This is a genomic window from Thiohalobacter thiocyanaticus, assembly GCF_002356355.1.
GTDB classification, from domain to species: domain Bacteria; phylum Pseudomonadota; class Gammaproteobacteria; order Thiohalobacterales; family Thiohalobacteraceae; genus Thiohalobacter; species Thiohalobacter thiocyanaticus_A.
This window is the reverse complement of record NZ_AP018052.1, coordinates 2,868,378-2,884,619: the sequence shown is the minus strand read 5'-3', so window position 1 is coordinate 2,884,619 and position 16,242 is coordinate 2,868,378. Positions and strand designations below refer to the sequence as shown.

Annotated in this window: 15 protein-coding genes and 4 tRNA genes; 16 read left to right on the top strand and 3 right to left on the bottom strand. The window is 64.3% G+C overall.

Annotation, left to right across the window (positions count from 1 at the left end; translation table 11 throughout):
* Nucleotides 1-258: 258 nt before the first annotated feature.
* Nucleotides 259-1,164 carry a DMT family transporter gene (locus CFK21_RS13350; RefSeq protein WP_096367122.1) on the top strand — a complete coding sequence of 302 codons (906 nt, stop codon included), beginning with the start codon at nt 259-261 and terminating at the stop codon, nt 1,162-1,164.
* Here the strand turns inward: CFK21_RS13350 and CFK21_RS13345 are convergent.
* A complete protein-coding gene (locus CFK21_RS13345; RefSeq protein ID WP_096367121.1) occupies nt 1,161-1,724 on the bottom strand; it encodes a hypothetical protein in 564 nt (187 codons plus the stop codon). The two genes, CFK21_RS13350 and CFK21_RS13345, sit on opposite strands and share 4 nt — an antisense overlap.
* Before the next feature lie 87 nt (nt 1,725-1,811).
* Between CFK21_RS13345 and CFK21_RS13340 the strand changes: the two genes are divergently transcribed.
* Nucleotides 1,812-2,807, top strand: a complete 996-nt coding sequence (locus CFK21_RS13340; RefSeq protein ID WP_096367120.1) for a zinc-dependent alcohol dehydrogenase family protein — start codon at nt 1,812-1,814, stop codon at nt 2,805-2,807.
* A 248-nt stretch (nt 2,808-3,055) separates the two neighbouring features.
* Here the strand turns inward: CFK21_RS13340 and CFK21_RS13335 are convergent, their stop codons facing one another.
* A complete protein-coding gene (locus CFK21_RS13335) occupies nt 3,056-3,742 on the bottom strand; it encodes a zinc metallopeptidase (RefSeq protein ID WP_096367119.1) in 687 nt (228 codons plus the stop codon).
* Nucleotides 3,743-3,774: 32 nt separating this feature from the next.
* Between CFK21_RS13335 and CFK21_RS13330 the strand changes: the two genes are divergently transcribed.
* Nucleotides 3,775-4,344: an NUDIX hydrolase gene (locus CFK21_RS13330; RefSeq protein ID WP_096367118.1), complete on the top strand. Its 570-nt coding sequence runs from the start codon at nt 3,775-3,777 to the stop codon at nt 4,342-4,344.
* A 68-nt stretch (nt 4,345-4,412) separates the two neighbouring features.
* The gene (locus tag CFK21_RS13325) at nt 4,413-4,883 is read left to right on the top strand and encodes an aminoacyl-tRNA deacylase (protein ID WP_096367117.1); all 471 of its coding nucleotides are present in this window, start codon (nt 4,413-4,415) and stop codon (nt 4,881-4,883) included.
* Between the two features lie 23 nt (nt 4,884-4,906).
* Here CFK21_RS13325 and CFK21_RS13320 read toward each other — a convergent pair whose 3' ends face one another.
* Nucleotides 4,907-6,241 (bottom strand): UDP-glucose dehydrogenase family protein, encoded by a 1,335-nt coding sequence (locus CFK21_RS13320; protein WP_096367116.1) that lies wholly within the window; start codon nt 6,239-6,241, stop codon nt 4,907-4,909.
* A gap of 238 nt (nt 6,242-6,479) precedes the next feature.
* On the opposite strand from CFK21_RS13320, the gene CFK21_RS13315 reads away from it, so the two are divergent.
* From CFK21_RS13315 to rpoB, 12 genes are all read left to right on the top strand, one after another.
* Nucleotides 6,480-6,564, top strand: a tRNA-Tyr gene (locus CFK21_RS13315).
* A gap of 92 nt (nt 6,565-6,656) precedes the next feature.
* Nucleotides 6,657-6,730 (top strand) — tRNA-Gly (locus CFK21_RS13310).
* A 79-nt stretch (nt 6,731-6,809) separates the two neighbouring features.
* Nucleotides 6,810-6,885: transfer RNA gene (locus CFK21_RS13305), tRNA-Thr, on the top strand.
* Nucleotides 6,886-6,950: 65 nt separating this feature from the next.
* Entirely contained in the window at nt 6,951-8,141 is a 1,191-nt protein-coding gene (gene tuf / locus CFK21_RS13300; protein ID WP_096367115.1) for an elongation factor Tu, read from the top strand.
* Between the two features lie 71 nt (nt 8,142-8,212).
* Nucleotides 8,213-8,288: transfer RNA gene (locus CFK21_RS13295), tRNA-Trp, on the top strand.
* A gap of 78 nt (nt 8,289-8,366) precedes the next feature.
* On the top strand, nt 8,367-8,735 hold the full coding sequence (secE, locus tag CFK21_RS13290) for a preprotein translocase subunit SecE (RefSeq protein ID WP_096367114.1): 369 nt from the start codon (nt 8,367-8,369) through the stop codon (nt 8,733-8,735).
* 13 nt (nt 8,736-8,748) lie between these two features.
* The gene (gene nusG / locus CFK21_RS13285) at nt 8,749-9,282 is read left to right on the top strand and encodes a transcription termination/antitermination protein NusG (protein WP_096367113.1); all 534 of its coding nucleotides are present in this window, start codon (nt 8,749-8,751) and stop codon (nt 9,280-9,282) included.
* Between the two features lie 200 nt (nt 9,283-9,482).
* On the top strand, nt 9,483-9,914 hold the full coding sequence (gene rplK / locus CFK21_RS13280; RefSeq protein ID WP_096367112.1) for a 50S ribosomal protein L11: 432 nt from the start codon (nt 9,483-9,485) through the stop codon (nt 9,912-9,914).
* 2 nt (nt 9,915-9,916) lie between these two features.
* Entirely contained in the window at nt 9,917-10,612 is a 696-nt protein-coding gene (rplA, locus tag CFK21_RS13275) for a 50S ribosomal protein L1 (RefSeq protein ID WP_096367111.1), read from the top strand.
* A 274-nt stretch (nt 10,613-10,886) separates the two neighbouring features.
* On the top strand, nt 10,887-11,417 hold the full coding sequence (gene rplJ / locus CFK21_RS13270; RefSeq protein ID WP_096367110.1) for a 50S ribosomal protein L10: 531 nt from the start codon (nt 10,887-10,889) through the stop codon (nt 11,415-11,417).
* Between the two features lie 60 nt (nt 11,418-11,477).
* Complete coding sequence (gene rplL, locus CFK21_RS13265) at nt 11,478-11,858, top strand: 50S ribosomal protein L7/L12 (RefSeq protein ID WP_096367109.1); 381 nt, start codon at nt 11,478-11,480, stop codon at nt 11,856-11,858.
* 207 nt (nt 11,859-12,065) lie between these two features.
* Nucleotides 12,066-16,211: a DNA-directed RNA polymerase subunit beta gene (gene rpoB / locus CFK21_RS13260; RefSeq protein ID WP_096367108.1), complete on the top strand. Its 4,146-nt coding sequence runs from the start codon at nt 12,066-12,068 to the stop codon at nt 16,209-16,211.
* The last annotated feature ends 31 nt before the right edge of the window (nt 16,212-16,242 follow it).

Here is a 16,242-nt window from a genome sequence, read left to right as displayed (position 1 = left end):
GTACCGGCTTCGCCGGCATGACGGATTGATCAGAGCATCCTGAACATTGACCCCGACACCGGAATGCTGGCACACTCCCCAACATGAATTTGAATCGCTACTTCCTGCTGAACGTCCATCGCAACGCGGTCTGGCTGCGCTGCATGGCCCGTCATGGCTGGAGGAACCGGTACTAGTTATTACCGAATAAAGTCAGCAGTTCCGTTCCGAAGGCCACAGTTCACTCTGTGGCCTTTTTCGTTTTTCGGGAGAAGAAAAATGTCCGTGCCGGCGGCTTATCTCGGGGTGATATTGATCTGGTCGACCACGCCGCTCGCCATCCAGTGGAGCGGTGAGGGGGGCGGCTTCCTGTTCGGCGTGACCGCGCGCATGCTGCTGGGCGCGCTGCTGTGCCTGGCCCTGATGGGTGCGCTCAGCATCCCCCTGCCGCGCCACCGCCGCGCCTGGCTGGCCTACCTGGCCGCCGGCCTGAGCATCTATACCGCCATGCTGTCGGTGTACTGGTCGGCCCAGTTCATCCCTTCGGGACTGATCTCGGTGGTGTTCGGGCTGGCGCCCATCGCCACCGGCCTGATGGCGGCACTGTGGTTGGAGGAGAGCGCCTTCACTCCCGGGCGACTGCTGGGCATGCTGCTGGGGCTGGGCGGCCTCGGCGTCATCTTCGAGGTCGGCGGCAATCTGGGCGATCAGGCGGTCTACGGCATCGCCGGCGTGACCCTGGCGGTGATACTGCACTCGGCCAGTGCCGTCTGGATCAAGCGTATCGATGCCGGCCTGCATCCGCTGTCACAGACCGGCGGCGGGCTGCTGGTGGCCGCGCCCCTGTATGCCCTGACCTGGGGGCTGGTCGACGGTGGCCTGCCGGCGGGCGTGAGCGAGCGCGCCCTGCTGTCGATCCTGTATCTGGCGCTGATGGGCTCGGTGCTCGGCTTCATGCTCTACTACTATGCGCTCAAGCATCTGGCCGCGACCCGGCTGGCGCTGATCCCGTTGATCACGCCGGTGCTGGCCCTGTTGCTGGGAGCGGTGTTCAACGGCGAGACGCTCACGCCGCGCATGCTGCTGGGCGTGGCCGTGGTGCTGGCCGGTCTGGTGGCCTACCAGTGGGGCGACCGGCTGTGGCCGGCCCGCCGGCAGGCCCTGGCCGAGGAGGAAGCCGGCTAGTCGTCGCGCACCGGTTCGCGACTGAAGCCGACCGCGGCGGCGATGCCGGCCAGCAGCAGGCCGAGCAGCACCAGCAGCGGGCCGATGCCGGTGTCCAGCACCTGTATGGCCCAGCCCTGGCGGAAAATCACGCCCAGATAGAGCATGCCGGAGTGCAGCAGTGCGCCCAGGATGAAGCTCCAGCTGATGGCTTGCTTCCACCACAGCGGCACGGTGAGAAAGCCCAGGGTCAGGCCGGCCAGGATGTTGAGCACGGACTCGAGATTGCCGTGGGTGTGCGGACCGCCCTTGATCTCGTCGAGCTGGGCCTCGCTCTGCAGCATGCGGTTCAGATCCAGCAGCGCCCGGGTGTTGCTGCGGGCGATGGCGTCGGCGTCCATGGGTTCCAGGTCCTGCTCGAAATCGTTGCTGGCCATCAGCTGCAGTTCCGACATGCTCTGCTGCTTGGTCGCGCCGGCCTCACCGACCTCGGGAATGACCTTGGTGACCATGTAGGGACCGAGGGCGGCGGTCAGGACCAGGTAGAGAAAACCGAAGACGATATTCTTTCTGCCGATCATGAGTCCTCCTCGTGCTTGCTGCGGTTTTAGACGTTAAGCTTAGTGCATCAGGTTCTGATTGCTATTCATGATGCAGGGGAGGTAGTGATGCGCGCTTATGTCATCAACCGCTTCGGCGGCCCGGAGGTGTTCGAGCCCGCCGAACTGCCGCGCCCCGAGCCCGGTCCGGGCCAGGTGCTGATCCGGGTGGCGGCGAGCAGTGTGAATCCGGTCGACTGCAAGATCCGCCGCGGCGACGTGCCGGTGGGGCCGGAGTTTCCGGCCGTGCTGCACGCCGATGTCGCCGGGGTGGTGGAGGCGGTCGGCGCGGGCGTGACCGCCTTCCGCCCCGGCGCCGAAGTCTACGGCTGCGCCGGCGGCCTGAAGGGCCGGCCGGGGGCGCTGGCCGAATACATGCTGGCCGATGCCGAACTGCTGGCGCCGAAACCGAAGAGTCTGTCGCTGGAGGAGGCCGCGGTGCTGCCGCTGGTGGCGATCACCGCCTGGGAGGCAATGATCGAGAAGGGCCGGGTGCAGGCGGATGATTTCGTGCTGGTTCACGGCGGTACCGGCGGTGTCGGCCACATGGCCGTGCAGCTGGCGCGCTGGGGCGGCGCGCGGGTGGCGGCCACGGCCAGCGAGGCGGCCAAGCGCGAGCAGGCGCAGCAACTGGGCGCGGAGTGCGTGATCGACTATCGCCAGGAGACAGTGAGCCAGTATGTCGAGCGCTGCACCGGCGGGCGCGGCTTCGACCTGGTGTTCGACACCGTGGGCCAGCCGGCGCTGGACCAGTCCATCGAGGCCGCCGCGCTGAAGGGGCGGGTGGTGACCATCGCCGGGCGCTCGACCCTGGACATCAAGCCGGCCTTCCAGAAGAGCCTGAGCCTGCACACGGTGTTCATGCTGATCAACATGCTGCACGACTACGACAAGGCCGCGCACGGCAATATCCTGCGCGAGATCGCCGGCCTGGTCGACAGCGGCCGGGTGCGGCCGCTGATTCACGAGCAGCGCTTCGGCTTCTCCGAGGTTGCGCAGGCCCATGCCCTGCTGGAATCCGGCCGGGCCATGGGCAAGATCAGCCTGGTGGCGGACTGGGGCTGAGTCTCTGCTGCATAACGCTTCCCGTCATCCCGGCGCAGGCCGGGATCCAGTAGCCGCGGCGGTCGCTGGATTACTCGGTTCGCTCGCCCTTCGCACCCATGGGGCATAAAGGCTGCCCTTGCGGGCGTTCAACGCGCAGGCGCTTTTGTCCGGCCTGCGCCGGAATGACGGAAAATATGCGGATGCGGAGAGTGTCGGCCGGTTGGGCTGAGTCCGGAGAGGCCTGAGCTGCGTAAACCGCAAAAGGTTCAGGCGCGCCTGAGCACCCGCAGCCAGCGCCACAGGTTGAGCAGGCTGGCGAAGGAGGCCGCGACATAGGTCATGGCCGCCGCGCGCAGGATGCTGTGCGCCGCCCGCTGGTCGGGCGCGGGCACATAGCGCCCGGCCTTGAGCAGCGGCAGGGCGCGGTTGAAACTGGCATCGAACTCCACCGGCAGCGTGATCAGGTGCACCAGGGCCGCGGCGCCGAAGCTGAGCAGGGCGCCGACGAGCAGCAGCAGGCCGCTGGAGGGTGCCCGGGTCAGCACCGCGATGACCGGGATGGCGAAGAACAGCACATTGCCCAGCTGCTGGGCGGTGTTGGCCAGCGGCACCAACCGGTGGCGCAGGTTCAGCCAGCGATAGTTGCCGGCGTGCTGGATGGCGTGGCCGACCTCGTGCGCGGCCACCACCACCGCCGTGAGCGAGCGGCCGTGGAAGTTGTCCGGACTCAGCCGCACGGTGCGGCTGGTGGGATCGTAGTGATCGCCGCGTTCGGTTTCCTCCACGCCGACCTGGTCCAGCTGCAGCCGCTGCAGCAGATGTCGGGCAAACTCGCCGCCGGTGCCGGGGAAGTCCTCGCGCTCGGCGCTGTGACGGCGCATCACCCACTGTACCCACAGCTGCGGGCCGAACAGCAGGGCAAGCACGATGATGAGCAGAATGACGAGATGCATGATGTAGTGACCATCCGGCCGCGGAGGCCGCAATGAAGTTCTGCAGCGAATGCGCCGCCCCGGTCAGTTTGCAGATACCGGCGGGCGACGACCGGCCGCGCTATGTCTGCGACAGCTGCCGCACCATACATTACCAGAACCCGAACATCGTCGCCGGCTGCATCGCCGAATGGGAGGGCCGGGTGCTGCTGTGCCGGCGCGCCATCGAGCCGCGTTACGGCCTGTGGACTCTGCCGGCCGGGTTCATGGAGTTGGGTGAGACCACCCAGCAGGCGGCGGCGCGCGAGACCCTGGAGGAGACCAACGCCCGGGTCGCGCTGGATGCCCTCTACGCCGTGTTCAACCTCCCGCACATCGACCAGGTCTACATGCTGTTTCGCGGCCGTCTGCAGGCCCCGGATTTCAGCGCCGGGCAGGAAAGTCTCGAGGCGGCCCTGTTCGACCGCGACGACGTGCCCTGGGATGCGCTCGCCTTCCAGGTGGTGGCGGAGACGCTGAAGCTGTATTTCGAGGAACAGCCGGGCGGCCGGTACGGCCTGCACCTGGGGGACATCGAACGGCTGTCACACGAGCCGCCGCGCTACCGGATCCGTTATCTGTAGGCCGTGGACCGCTGCGGAGGGTCTATACTCAGGGACAGGTAATACAAGTGTGGCATGGAGGACATCCCATGAGCATGGCACAACATGTCAGTCGTTATCTGATCGAGCACGAGATCCCCTACGAACTGCTGACCCACCCGCACACCATGAGCAGCCTGGAAACGGCGGCGCAGGCCCACGTTCCCGGCGACTGCATGGCCAAGCCGGTGATTCTGCACGACGATCAGGGCTACCTGATGGCGCTCATCCCCGCCACCCACCGGCTGGATCTGCAGGCGCTGGATGCGCACCTGCACCGGCACGTGGAACTGGCCGATGAGCCCGAACTGGCGTCATTGTTCGAGGACTGCGAACTGGGTGCGATGCCGGCGCTGGGGCCGGCCTATGGACTGCGCACCCTGGTCGACCGGCAGCTGGCCGAGCAGCCGGACATCTATTTCGATGCCGGCGATCACGAGCGCCTGGTGCATGTGGACGGTGAGGCCCTGTTCGAGCAGATGGACGGCATCGAACTCGGGGAGTTCAGCCGCCATATGTGACGGCTGTTCGGCCTGAGCCGGGGTCAGCCCGGCTGGCGCGGTCCCCGGCCGATGGAGTAGTAGGTGTAGCCCATGGTGGCCATCTGGGCCGGGTCGTAGATATTGCGGCCGTCGACCAGCACCGGCTCGTTCAGGCTGTCGCGGATCTGGAAGAAATCCGGGCTGCGGAATTCCTTCCATTCGGTGATCACCACCAGGGCATCGGCCCCATCCACCGCCGCCATGGCCGAGTCGCACAACACCAGATCCCCGCGTTCGCCATAGAGGCGCCCGCATTCCTCCATCGCCACCGGGTCATAGGCCCGGACCCGCGCCCCGGCCGCCCACAGGGCCTCCATCAGCACCCGGCTGGAGGCCTCGCGCATGTCGTCGGTGTTGGGCTTGAAGGCCAGGCCCCACAGGGCGATGGTGCGGCCGCCGAGATCGCCGAAGTGCTGCTGGAGCTTGGTGAAGGGCACCTGCTTCTGGCGCTCGTTGACGTTTTCCACCGCGCCGAGCAGTTCGGCATGGTAGCCGCAGTCGCGCGCCGTTCGCTCCAATGCCTTGACATCCTTGGGAAAACAGGAGCCTCCGTAACCGGCGCCCGGGTAGATGAACTGGTAGCCGATGCGCGGATCGGAGCCGATGCCGACGCGCACCTGTTCGATGTCCGCGCCCAGCCGCTCGGCCAGGTTGGACAGTTCGTTCATGAAGCTGATCTTGGTGGCCAGGATGGCGTTGGCGGCGTACTTGGTCAGTTCAGCCGAGCGGATGTCCATGGCCAACAGGCGGTCGTGGTTGCGGTTGAAAGGGGCATAGAGCGCGCGCAGCAGTTCCGCGGTGCGCGGGTTGTCGGTGCCGACCACGATGCGGTCCGGGCGCATGAAATCGTTGATGGCCGCGCCTTCCTTGAGGAATTCCGGGTTGGAGACCACGTCGAACTCGACCTGGACCCCGCGTCCGGCCAGGGCCTGGCCGATACGTTCCCGCACCCGGTCGGCGGTACCGACCGGCACGGTCGATTTGTTGACCACGATGCGGTATTCCTGCAGCTGCTCGCCGATCGCGCCGGCCACCGCGAGCACATGCTGCAGATCGGCCGATCCGTCCTCGTCGGGGGGCGTGCCCACGGCGATGAACTGGAACAGGCCATGGGCGACGCCCTCGGCCGGATCCAGGGTGAAGCGCAGCCGGCCGGCCCGGCTGTTTTCCTCCACCATCCGCTCCAGGCCGGGCTCGTAGATGGGAATCTCCCCCCGCTGCAGCCGCTCGATCTTGTCCGGATCGATATCGACGCACAGAACCTCGTTGCCCACCTCTGCCAGGCAGGCGCCGGTGACCAGGCCCACATAGCCGGAACCGTAGATCGTGACCTTCATGCTGTCCCCAGATTGGTATCTATTTAATTTTTATTGAAAACCGAGGTCGGACTGCCGAGCCCGGCCCGAGATCGGCCGCGGCCGCCGGCGCAGCCGGCGAGGTCCCGGCAGACCCCTCGCGGCATGCTAGCAAAGGCGCCCGGGCCGGTCACGGATTTTTCCGGATAAATTATTCGCTTGATCGGCATCGGGAGTTGACACCGGCGGGTGACTTAACCAAAATACGCTGCTTCGTTTTGGAGGGGTTCCCGAGCGGCCAAAGGGGGCAGACTGTAAATCTGCTGGCTCAGCCTTCGGAGGTTCGAATCCTCCCCCCTCCACCAGGTGATTGTTAAACGTCACGCGCAGCGTGACGGCCCGGAGGGCGGAGGGCCAGGGAACTCCCCGGGATGCGGGGCCCGGGTCCCGGAATTGCGCGGGTGTAGTTCAATGGTAGAACCTCAGCCTTCCAAGCTGATGATGTGGGTTCGATTCCCATCACCCGCTCCAAGGGTAGTGTCAGGATGTGCCTGCAGGAACGGGTTGTGATCACCCCGCTCTGCGGTCTGCATCCGGCAGCTGAATTCAAGCCCATATAGCTCAGTCGGTAGAGCACTTCCTTGGTAAGGAAGAGGTCACCAGTTCAAATCTGGTTATGGGCTCCATATTAAATTAGTAACCTGAAAGACGCTGGCCGTCTTGTCGAGCAAAAACGAGTGGGAGATCTTCCATGTCCAAGGAAAAATTTGAGCGAACGAAGCCGCACGTGAACGTGGGAACGATAGGTCACGTGGACCATGGTAAGACGACGCTGACGGCGGCGCTGACGAAGGTGGGTGCCGAGAAGATGGGCGGCGAGTTCCGGGCCTACGATCAGATCGACAATGCCCCGGAAGAGCGTGCGCGCGGGATCACGATTGCCACCGCTCACGTGGAGTACGAGACGGACGCGCGCCACTACGCGCACGTGGACTGCCCCGGTCACGCCGACTATGTGAAGAACATGATCACCGGTGCCGCGCAGATGGACGGCGCGATCCTGGTGGTGAGTGCGGCCGACGGCCCGATGCCGCAGACCCGCGAGCACATCCTGCTGGCGCGTCAGGTGGGTGTGCCCTCGATCGTGGTGTACATGAACAAGGCCGACCAGGTGGATGATCCGGAGCTGCTGGAGCTGGTGGAGATGGAGATCCGCGATCTGCTGTCTTCCTATGATTTCCCCGGCGACGACACCCCGATCATTACCGGTTCGGCGCTCAAGGCGCTGGAAGGCGACACCTCGGAGATCGGCGTGCCGTCGATCGAGAAGCTGCTGGAGGCGCTGGACAGCTACATTCCGGTGCCGGAGCGTCCGGTGGACCAGCCGTTCCTGATGCCGATCGAGGACGTGTTCTCGATTTCGGGTCGCGGCACGGTGGTGACCGGTCGTATCGAGCGCGGCATCGTCAAGGTGGGCGACGAGGTGGAGATCGTGGGTATGCGCGACACCACCAAGACCACGGTGACGGGTGTGGAGATGTTCCGCAAGCTGCTGGACTCGGGCGAGGCGGGCGACAACGTGGGCGTGCTGCTGCGCGGGACCAAGCGTGACGATGTGGAGCGCGGTCAGGTGCTGTGCGTGCCGGGTTCGATCACGCCGCACACCAAGTTCGAGTGCGAGGTGTACGTGCTCTCCAAGGATGAGGGCGGTCGTCACACCCCGTTCTTCAACGGTTATCGTCCGCAGTTCTATTTCCGCACGACGGACGTGACGGGTGCGTGCGATCTGCCGGAAGGCGTGGAGATGGTGATGCCGGGCGACAACGTGAAGATGACGGTGTCGCTGATTGCGCCGATCGCGATGGAAGAGGGTCTGCGCTTCGCCATTCGCGAAGGCGGCCGTACTGTCGGCGCCGGCGTGGTCTCCAAGATCATCGAGTAAGTTGTAATCCATTGCAGGAGCGGGCTCGCCCGCGAACACTTCGCGGCCAGGGCCGCTCCTGCAGAATTTATAGGGCAGTAGCTCAATTGGCAGAGCGGCGGTCTCCAAAACCGCAGGTTGGGGGTTCGATTCCCTCCTGCCCTGCCACTTAACTGGGGCAGGTGCCGGCCGTTAGGGCCGGACAACAATGCCGGGCTCCCAAACAGGTACACCTGGCCGCTGGCTATGAATGCTAAGGTAGAAACCGAAGGCTCGAAACTGGATACCGCGAAAATGGTGCTGGCCGTTGCGCTTCTCCTCGGAGGCGTGGCCGGCTTTTATCATTTTGCCGACTACAACCTGCTGTTCCGCGTGCTGGGGCTGCTGGCTGTCGTGGGCGTGGTGCTGTTCATCTTTGCGCAGACTGCCAAGGGTGCCCAGGCGATCGGTTTCATCGGCAGTGCCCGTATGGAAGTGCGCAAGGTGGTCTGGCCGAGCCGGCAGGAGACCATTCAGACGGCGTTGATCGTGTTCGCGATGGTCATCATTGTGGGTTTGATTCTGTGGCTGCTGGACAAGCTCCTGTTCTGGCTGGTCGGCTGGATAACCGGATAAGGGGCGGTTGAGGATGGCTAAGCGTTGGTATGTCGTACACGCCTACTCGGGGTTCGAGAACCAGGTCAAGCGTTCGCTTGAGGAGCGTGTTGCCCGCAGCGGCATGCAGGAGAGGTTCGGCGAGATCCTGGTCCCGACCGAGGAAGTCGTGGAAATGCGCGAGGGGCAGAAGCGCAAGAGCGAGCGCAAATTCTTTCCCGGCTATGTCCTGGTCCAGATGGAGATGGACGACGAGACCTGGCACCTGGTCAAGGATGTGCCCAAGGTCATGGGCTTCATCGGCGGTACCAGTGATCGTCCGGCGCCGATCTCCGATCGCGAGGCCGACCAGATCCTGAACCGGATCCAGGAGGGCGTGGAGAAGCCGCGGCCCAAGGTCCTGTTCGAGGTGGGCGAGGTGGTACGCGTCACCGACGGCCCCTTCAACGATTTCAACGGCGTGGTGGAAGAGGTCAACTACGAGAAGAGCCGGCTGCGCGTGGCCGTGCTCATCTTCGGCCGTTCCACGCCGGTCGAGCTGGAGTTCAGTCAGGTAGAAAAAGCCTGACGGCCAGATACAAGAGGCAGGATACAGGTTACAAGTTGAAAACCGGATGAACGCGCTTGGCTCTGCGTCAATGCCGACCGCTGGCAGCTGGTCCAAACGGTTTCTACTTGCAACTTGTGTCTCTATTTAACCGGGGAGCCTCCGGAGATCGGGACAAACCCGAATCATAACGAGGCGTTCGCACCCACAGGAGAAGCGAAATGGCAAAGAAAGTCGAAGCCTACATCAAGCTGCAGGTTGCAGCCCAGGAGGCGAACCCCTCGCCGCCGGTCGGCCCTGCGCTGGGCCAGCACGGCGTGAACATCATGGAGTTCTGCAAGGCCTTCAACGCCCAGACCCAGGATGTTGAGAAGGGGCTGCCGATCCCGGTGGTGATCACCGTCTACAACGATCGCAGCTTCACCTTCGTCATGAAGACGCCTCCGGCCGCGATCCTGCTGAAGAAGGCCGCTGGCATCAGCAAGGGCAGTCCCGTGCCGAACACCCAGAAGGTGGGTAAGGTGACCCGGGCGCAGCTCGAGGAGATCGCTCAGACCAAGATGCAGGACCTGAATGCCGCTGACCTGGACGCGGCCGTGCGCATCATAGCCGGCAGCGCCCGCAGCATGGGCCTGGACGTCGAGGAGGCTTGATCATGGCAAAACTTTCCAAACGTATGAAGGCCATCCGCGAGAAGGTCGAGCCGGGCAAGCTGTATCCCATCGATGACGCGTTCAGTCTGCTGAAGGAGTTGAGCGGGGCCAAGTTCAAGGAATCCGTCGATGTCGCGGTCAACCTCGGCGTCGACCCGCGCAAGTCGGACCAGGTGGTGCGCGGTTCCACCGTGCTGCCCAACGGCACCGGCCAGAGCGTGCGCGTGGCGGTGTTCGCCCAGGGTGCCAACGCCGATGCGGCGAAGGACGCCGGCGCCGACGTGGTCGGCTTCGAGGACCTGGCCGAGAGCATCAAGGGCGGCAACCTGGACTTCGACGTGGTCATCGCCACCCCCGACGCCATGCGCGTGGTCGGTCAGCTGGGTCAGATCCTGGGGCCGCGCGGCCTGATGCCCAATCCCAAGGTCGGCACCGTGGCCACCGATGTGGCCGCCGCGGTGAACAACGCCAAGGCCGGTCAGGTGCGCTACCGTACCGACAAGGCCGGCATCATCCACTGCACTATCGGCAAGGTGGATTTCGATGTCGACGCCCTGAAGGGCAACCTGGAGGCCCTGCTGGCAGACCTGCGCAAGGTCAAGCCCGCCGCGGCCAAGGGGATTTATATGAAGAAGGTGACCGTGTCCACCACCATGGGCCCGGGCATCGCTGTCGACCAGGCCACGCTCGCTTCCTGAGCGGGCGGGTCCCGCGGGGGCGGCTGCGGCCGCGCCCGCACGCAACAGACTTTGTGGCACGCCGCTGTCTTCCGGCAGCGGTTTGTCGTCAAAGACCGCAGGCGCGAGGGGTCAGCCCCGAGCTTAATCTCTGACAGCCTGCGCAGACGGTGTCGCCAAGACGGTTTTTTCTGAAACTTGTCCTCGGCCACCGTAACGGGGAACGGATCCCGCAAGGGATTGTTCCATAAGTGAAACCGGATACAGATTCGCTCTGTATCGCAGGAGGTAACTGATGGCACTGAGTCTTGAGCAGAAGAAGACCGTGGTTGCCGAGGTGTCCGAAGTGGCCGCAAGCGCCTATTCCGCCGTGGCGGCGGAATATCGCGGTCTGACCGTGGACCAGATGACCGCGCTGCGCCGCAAGGCGCGGGAAAACGGCGTCTATGTCCGGGTCGTGAAGAACACCCTGGCCCGTCGTGCCGTTCAGGGCACCGAGTTCGAGTGCATTTCAGACAGCCTGGTGGGCCCGCTGATGCTGGCCTTCTCCCAGGAGGATCCGGGCGCTGCCGCCCGTGTGGTCAAGGACTTCACCAAGGAGACTGACAAGCTCCAGGTCAAGTTTCTTGCCCTCAGCGGCAAACTGCTCCCGGCCAATGATCTGGAACGCCTGGCCAAGCTGCCGACTCGCGATGAAGCCCTGGCAATCCTGATGATGCTGATGAAGGCCCCGACCGAGAAGCTGGCCCGCACCCTCAACGAGGTGCCGGGCAAGCTGGTTCGCACCGTGGCGGCCATCCGCGATCAGAAGGAACAGGCGGCCTGACCCGGTTCAAAAATTTGACGCCCCTTGCGGGCTTGTGGACAAGTATTAGGAGTGATTACCATGGCAGTTTCCAAAGAAGACATCCTGGACACCATCGCCAACATGAGCGTGATGGAAGTCGTTGAACTCGTTGAGGCGATGGAAGAGAAGTTCGGTGTTTCCGCCGCCGCTGCCGTGGCTGCCGCCCCGGCTGCCGCCGGGGGTGGCGAAGCCGCTGCCGCCGAGGAGAAGACCGAGTTCGACGTGGTTATGACCAGCTTCGGTTCCAACAAGGTCGGCGTGATCAAGGTCGTCCGCGGCATCACCGGCCTGGGTCTGAAGGAAGCCAAGGACATGGTCGAGGGCGCGCCCTCCACCATCAAGGAAGGCGCTTCCAAGGACGAGGCCGAAGACATCAAGAAGCAGCTTGAAGAGGCTGGTGCAAGCGTCGAGGTCAAGTAATATCAGATTGGCATTCGAGACATGGGTGGCGCCCCGTTCGCGGGGCGCTTCACTCAGCACCGGGGAAAGCTCCGGCTGGTGGCGAAACTGAGCTGCCGGCCTTTTTCTGTTTGTTGACGCTACAAGCGCCAGGTCCAGGTTCGCGGTCTCTTCAGCGTCCCTGCTGCCCGGCACCCCAGTACCTGCATTTATTCGAGAGGAACACCGATGGGCTACAGCTTCACCGATAAGAAACGTATTCGCAAGGATTTCGGCAAGCGACCCAGTATTCTCCAGGTCCCGTACCTGCTGGCGACACAGATCGAGTCCTATGAGCGTTTTCTGCAGACCGGTCAGGGTGGTGCGGAGCAGCGCGAGGACTGCGGTCTGCATGCGGCCTTCTCCTCGGTGTTCCCGATCCAGAGTTATTCCGGCAACGCTGCCCTGGAATATGTCAGTTACCGTCTCGGCACCCCGACCTTCGACGTCAAGGAGTGCCAGCTGCGCGGCATGACCTACGCCGCGCCCCTGCGCGCGCTGGTGCGCCTGATCATCTATGACAAGGAGTCCTCGGCCGAGAACAAGCCGATCAAGGACATCAAGGAGCAGGAGGTCTACTTCGGCGAGATGCCGCTGATGACCGAGAACGGCACCTTCGTCATCAACGGCACCGAGCGCGTCATCGTCTCCCAGCTGCACCGTTCGCCGGGCGTGTTCTTCGACCACGACAAGGGCAAGACCCACTCCTCCGGCAAGCTGCTGTATTCCGCGCGGGTCATTCCCTACCGCGGCTCCTGGCTGGACTTCGAGTTCGACCCCAAGGACTGCCTCTTCGTGCGTATCGACCGTCGCCGCAAGCTGCCGGCGACCATTCTGCTGCGCGCGCTGGGTTACGAGGTCGAGCAGATCCTGGATATCTTCTTCGATACCAACACCTTCCACATCGGCAAGAACGAGATCAAGCTGGACCTGGTGCCTGAGCGCCTGCGCGGTGAAACCGCCATCTTCGACATCAGGATCGGCAATGACGTGCTGGTCGAGGAAGGCCGCCGCATCACCGCCCGTCACATCCGCGAACTGGATCAGGCCGGGGTGAAGAGCCTGGTCGTGCCCGAGTCCTACCTGGTCGGCAAGGTGCTGTCGCACAACGTGGTGGACAAGGCCAGCGGCGAGATCATCGCCAATGCCAACGACGAGCTCACCGAAGAGTTGGTCGCGAAGCTGCGCGAGGCCGGCATCAAGCAGGTCAAGACCCTCTATACCAATGATCTGGACCGCGGTCCCTACATCTCCGAGACCCTGCGCATCGACCCGACCGCCAGCGAACTGGAGGCCCAGGTCGAGATCTACCGCATGATGCGTCCGGGTGAGCCGCCGACCAAGGAAGCGGCCCAGAACCTGTTCAACAACCTGTTCTTCACCGAGGACCGCTACGACCTGTCCGCGGTCGGCCGGATGAAATTCAACCGCCGGGTCGGCCGCGACGAGGTCGAGGGCCCGGGCGTGCTCTACGACGGCGTCTACTTCAAGACCCGCACCGACGAGGCGTCGAAGACGCTGGTCGAGCAGCACGGCGATAACTCCGACATCATTGCCGTGATGAAGGCCCTGGTCGACATCCGCAACGGCAACGGTTTCGTCGACGACATCGATCACCTGGGCAACCGCCGCATCCGCTGTGTCGGCGAGATGGCCGAGAATGTCTTCCGCATCGGTCTGGTGCGCGTCGAGCGCGCGGTCAAGGAGCGTCTGTCCATGGCCGAGAGCGAGGGCCTGATGCCGCAGGAGCTGATCAACGCCAAGCCGGTGGCCGCCGCGATCAAGGAATTCTTCGGCTCCTCGCAGCTGTCGCAGTTCATGGACCAGAACAACCCGCTGTCCGAGGTCACCCACAAGCGCCGCGTCTCTGCGCTCGGCCCGGGTGGCCTGACCCGCGAGCGCGCCGGCTTCGAGGTGCGCGACGTGCACCCGACCCACTACGGTCGCGTCTGCCCGATCGAGACCCCGGAAGGTCCGAACATCGGCCTGATCAACTCGCTGGCCGTGTTCGCCCGCACCAACAAGTACGGCTTCCTGGAAACCCCCTACCGCAAGGTGGTGGACGGCCGGGTGACCGACGACGTCGAATACCTGTCGGCGATCGAGGAAGGGCAGTACGTCATCGCCCAGGCCAACGCCGCCATGGACGACAAGGGCATGCTCACCGATGACCTGATCTCCTGCCGGCACCAGAACGAGTTCACCCTGTCCACCCCGGACAAGGTCGACTACATCGACGTCTCGCCGCGCCAGATCGTGTCGGTGGCCGCCGCGCTGCTGCCGTTCCTGGAGCACGACGATGCCAACCGCGCCCTGATGGGCTCGAACATGCAGCGCCAGGCCGTACCGACCCTGCGCAGCGAGAAGCCGCTGGTCGGCACCGGCATCGAGCGTACCGTGGCCATCGACTCCGGCGTGGCCGTGACCGCGCGTCGCGGCGGCGTGGTGGACTCGGTCGACGCTGCCCGCGTGGTGGTGCGCGTCAACGACGACGAGACCGTTGCCGGCGAGCCCGGTGTGGACATCTACAACCTGACCAAGTACACCCGTTCCAACCAGAACACCTGTATCAACCAGCGCCCGCTGGTCAATCCGGGTGACGTGATCGCGAAGGGCGACGTGCTGGCCGATGGCCCGAGCACCGACATGGGTGAACTGGCGCTGGGCCAGAACATGCTGGTCGCCTTCATGCCCTGGAACGGCTACAACTTCGAGGACTCGATCCTGATCTCCGAGCGGGTGGTGCAGGAAGACCGTTTCACCACCATCCATATCGAGGAGCTCAACTGCGTTGCGCGCGACACCAAGCTGGGTCCGGAGGAGATCTCCGGCGACATCCCCAACGTGGGCGAGAGCGCACTGGCCAAGCTGGACGAGTCCGGCATCGTCTACATCGGCGCCGAGGTCAAGCCGGGCGACATCCTGGTCGGCAAGGTCACACCCAAGGGCGAAACCCAGCTCACTCCGGAGGAGAAGCTGCTGCGCGCCATCTTCGGCGAGAAGGCCTCCGACGTGAAGGACACCTCGCTGCGCGTGCCCTCAGGCATGGACGGCACCGTGGTCGACGTGCAGGTGTTCACCCGCGACGGCGTGGAGAAGGACAAGCGCGCCCTGCAGATCGAGGAAGAACAGCTCGATCAGGTCAAGAAGGATCTGGCCGACCAGATGCGCATCATGGACGAGGACGTCTATCGCCGCGTCGAGGCGCTGTTGATCGGCAAGACCGCCGAGGGCGGGCCGAACAAGCTCAAGCCCGGCAGCAAGATCACCAAGTCCTATCTGGAAGAGCTGGATAAATCCAAGTGGTTCGAGGTCCGGCTCAAGAACGACGAGGCCAACGAGCAGCTGGAGAAGGCCGCCGAGCGTCTGAAGCAGATCCGCGAGGAGTTCGACAAGAAACTCGAAGAGAAGCGGATGAAGATCAAGGCCGGCGACGACCTCGCCCCCGGTGTGCTGAAGATGGTCAAGGTCTACCTGGCCGTGAAGCGCCGCATCCAGCCCGGCGACAAGATGGCCGGCCGCCACGGCAACAAGGGCGTGATTTCGACCATCGTGCCGATGGAGGACATGCCCTATGGCGACGACGGTACCCCGGTCGACATCGTGCTCAACCCGCTCGGCGTACCCTCGCGCATGAACGTCGGCCAGGTGCTGGAAACGCACCTGGGCTGGGCCGCCAAGGGACTGGGTCTGAAGATCGGCGGCATGCTCGATGCCCAGGCTCAGCCCAAGGAACTGCGCGGCTTCCTGGACAAGATCTATAACACCAGCGGCAAGCAGGAGAATCTGGCCGAGTTCAGCGACGACGAGATCGTCCGGCTCGGCGAGAACCTGCGCAGCGGCGTGCCGATGGCGACGCCGGTGTTCGACGGTGCCAACGAGGACGAGATCAAGGGCATGCTGAGACTGGCGGACCTGCCGGAATCGGGCCAGACCGTGCTCTACGACGGCCGTACCGGCGATGCCTTCGACCGCCCGGTGACCGTGGGCTACATGTACATGCTCAAGCTCAACCACCTGGTGGATGACAAGATGCATGCCCGTTCCACCGGCCCGTACAGCCTGGTCACCCAGCAGCCGCTGGGCGGCAAGGCGCAGTTCGGCGGTCAGCGCTTCGGCGAGATGGAGGTCTGGGCCCTGGAGGCCTACGGCGCCGCCTACACGCTGCAGGAAATGCTCACCGTCAAGTCCGACGACGTCAACGGTCGTACCAAGATGTACAAGAGTATCGTGGACGGCGATCACCACATGGAGGCGGGCATGCCCGAATCCTTCAACGTGCTGGTCAAGGAGATCCGCTCGCTCGGCATCAACCTCGAACTGGAACAGGACTGAGCACGGACGCGGTCGCGTAACGGACGATAGT

Excerpts from the sequence above, each read along its gene's own strand:
- CFK21_RS13350 (WP_096367122.1), top strand. The coding sequence starts at position 259 with ATGTCCGTGCCGGCGGCTTATCTCGGGGTGATATTGATCTGGTCGACC.
- CFK21_RS13345 (WP_096367121.1), bottom strand. The coding sequence starts at position 1,724 with ATGATCGGCAGAAAGAATATCGTCTTCGGTTTTCTCTACCTGGTCCTG.
- CFK21_RS13340 (WP_096367120.1), top strand. The coding sequence starts at position 1,812 with ATGCGCGCTTATGTCATCAACCGCTTCGGCGGCCCGGAGGTGTTCGAG.
- CFK21_RS13335 (WP_096367119.1), bottom strand. The coding sequence starts at position 3,742 with ATGCATCTCGTCATTCTGCTCATCATCGTGCTTGCCCTGCTGTTCGGC.
- CFK21_RS13330 (WP_096367118.1), top strand. The coding sequence starts at position 3,775 with ATGAAGTTCTGCAGCGAATGCGCCGCCCCGGTCAGTTTGCAGATACCG.
- CFK21_RS13325 (WP_096367117.1), top strand. The coding sequence starts at position 4,413 with ATGAGCATGGCACAACATGTCAGTCGTTATCTGATCGAGCACGAGATC.
- CFK21_RS13320 (WP_096367116.1), bottom strand. The coding sequence starts at position 6,241 with ATGAAGGTCACGATCTACGGTTCCGGCTATGTGGGCCTGGTCACCGGC.
- tuf (WP_096367115.1), top strand. The coding sequence starts at position 6,951 with ATGTCCAAGGAAAAATTTGAGCGAACGAAGCCGCACGTGAACGTGGGA.
- secE (WP_096367114.1), top strand. The coding sequence starts at position 8,367 with ATGAATGCTAAGGTAGAAACCGAAGGCTCGAAACTGGATACCGCGAAA.
- nusG (WP_096367113.1), top strand. The coding sequence starts at position 8,749 with ATGGCTAAGCGTTGGTATGTCGTACACGCCTACTCGGGGTTCGAGAAC.
- rplK (WP_096367112.1), top strand. The coding sequence starts at position 9,483 with ATGGCAAAGAAAGTCGAAGCCTACATCAAGCTGCAGGTTGCAGCCCAG.
- rplA (WP_096367111.1), top strand. The coding sequence starts at position 9,917 with ATGGCAAAACTTTCCAAACGTATGAAGGCCATCCGCGAGAAGGTCGAG.
- rplJ (WP_096367110.1), top strand. The coding sequence starts at position 10,887 with ATGGCACTGAGTCTTGAGCAGAAGAAGACCGTGGTTGCCGAGGTGTCC.
- rplL (WP_096367109.1), top strand. The coding sequence starts at position 11,478 with ATGGCAGTTTCCAAAGAAGACATCCTGGACACCATCGCCAACATGAGC.
- rpoB (WP_096367108.1), top strand. The coding sequence starts at position 12,066 with ATGGGCTACAGCTTCACCGATAAGAAACGTATTCGCAAGGATTTCGGC.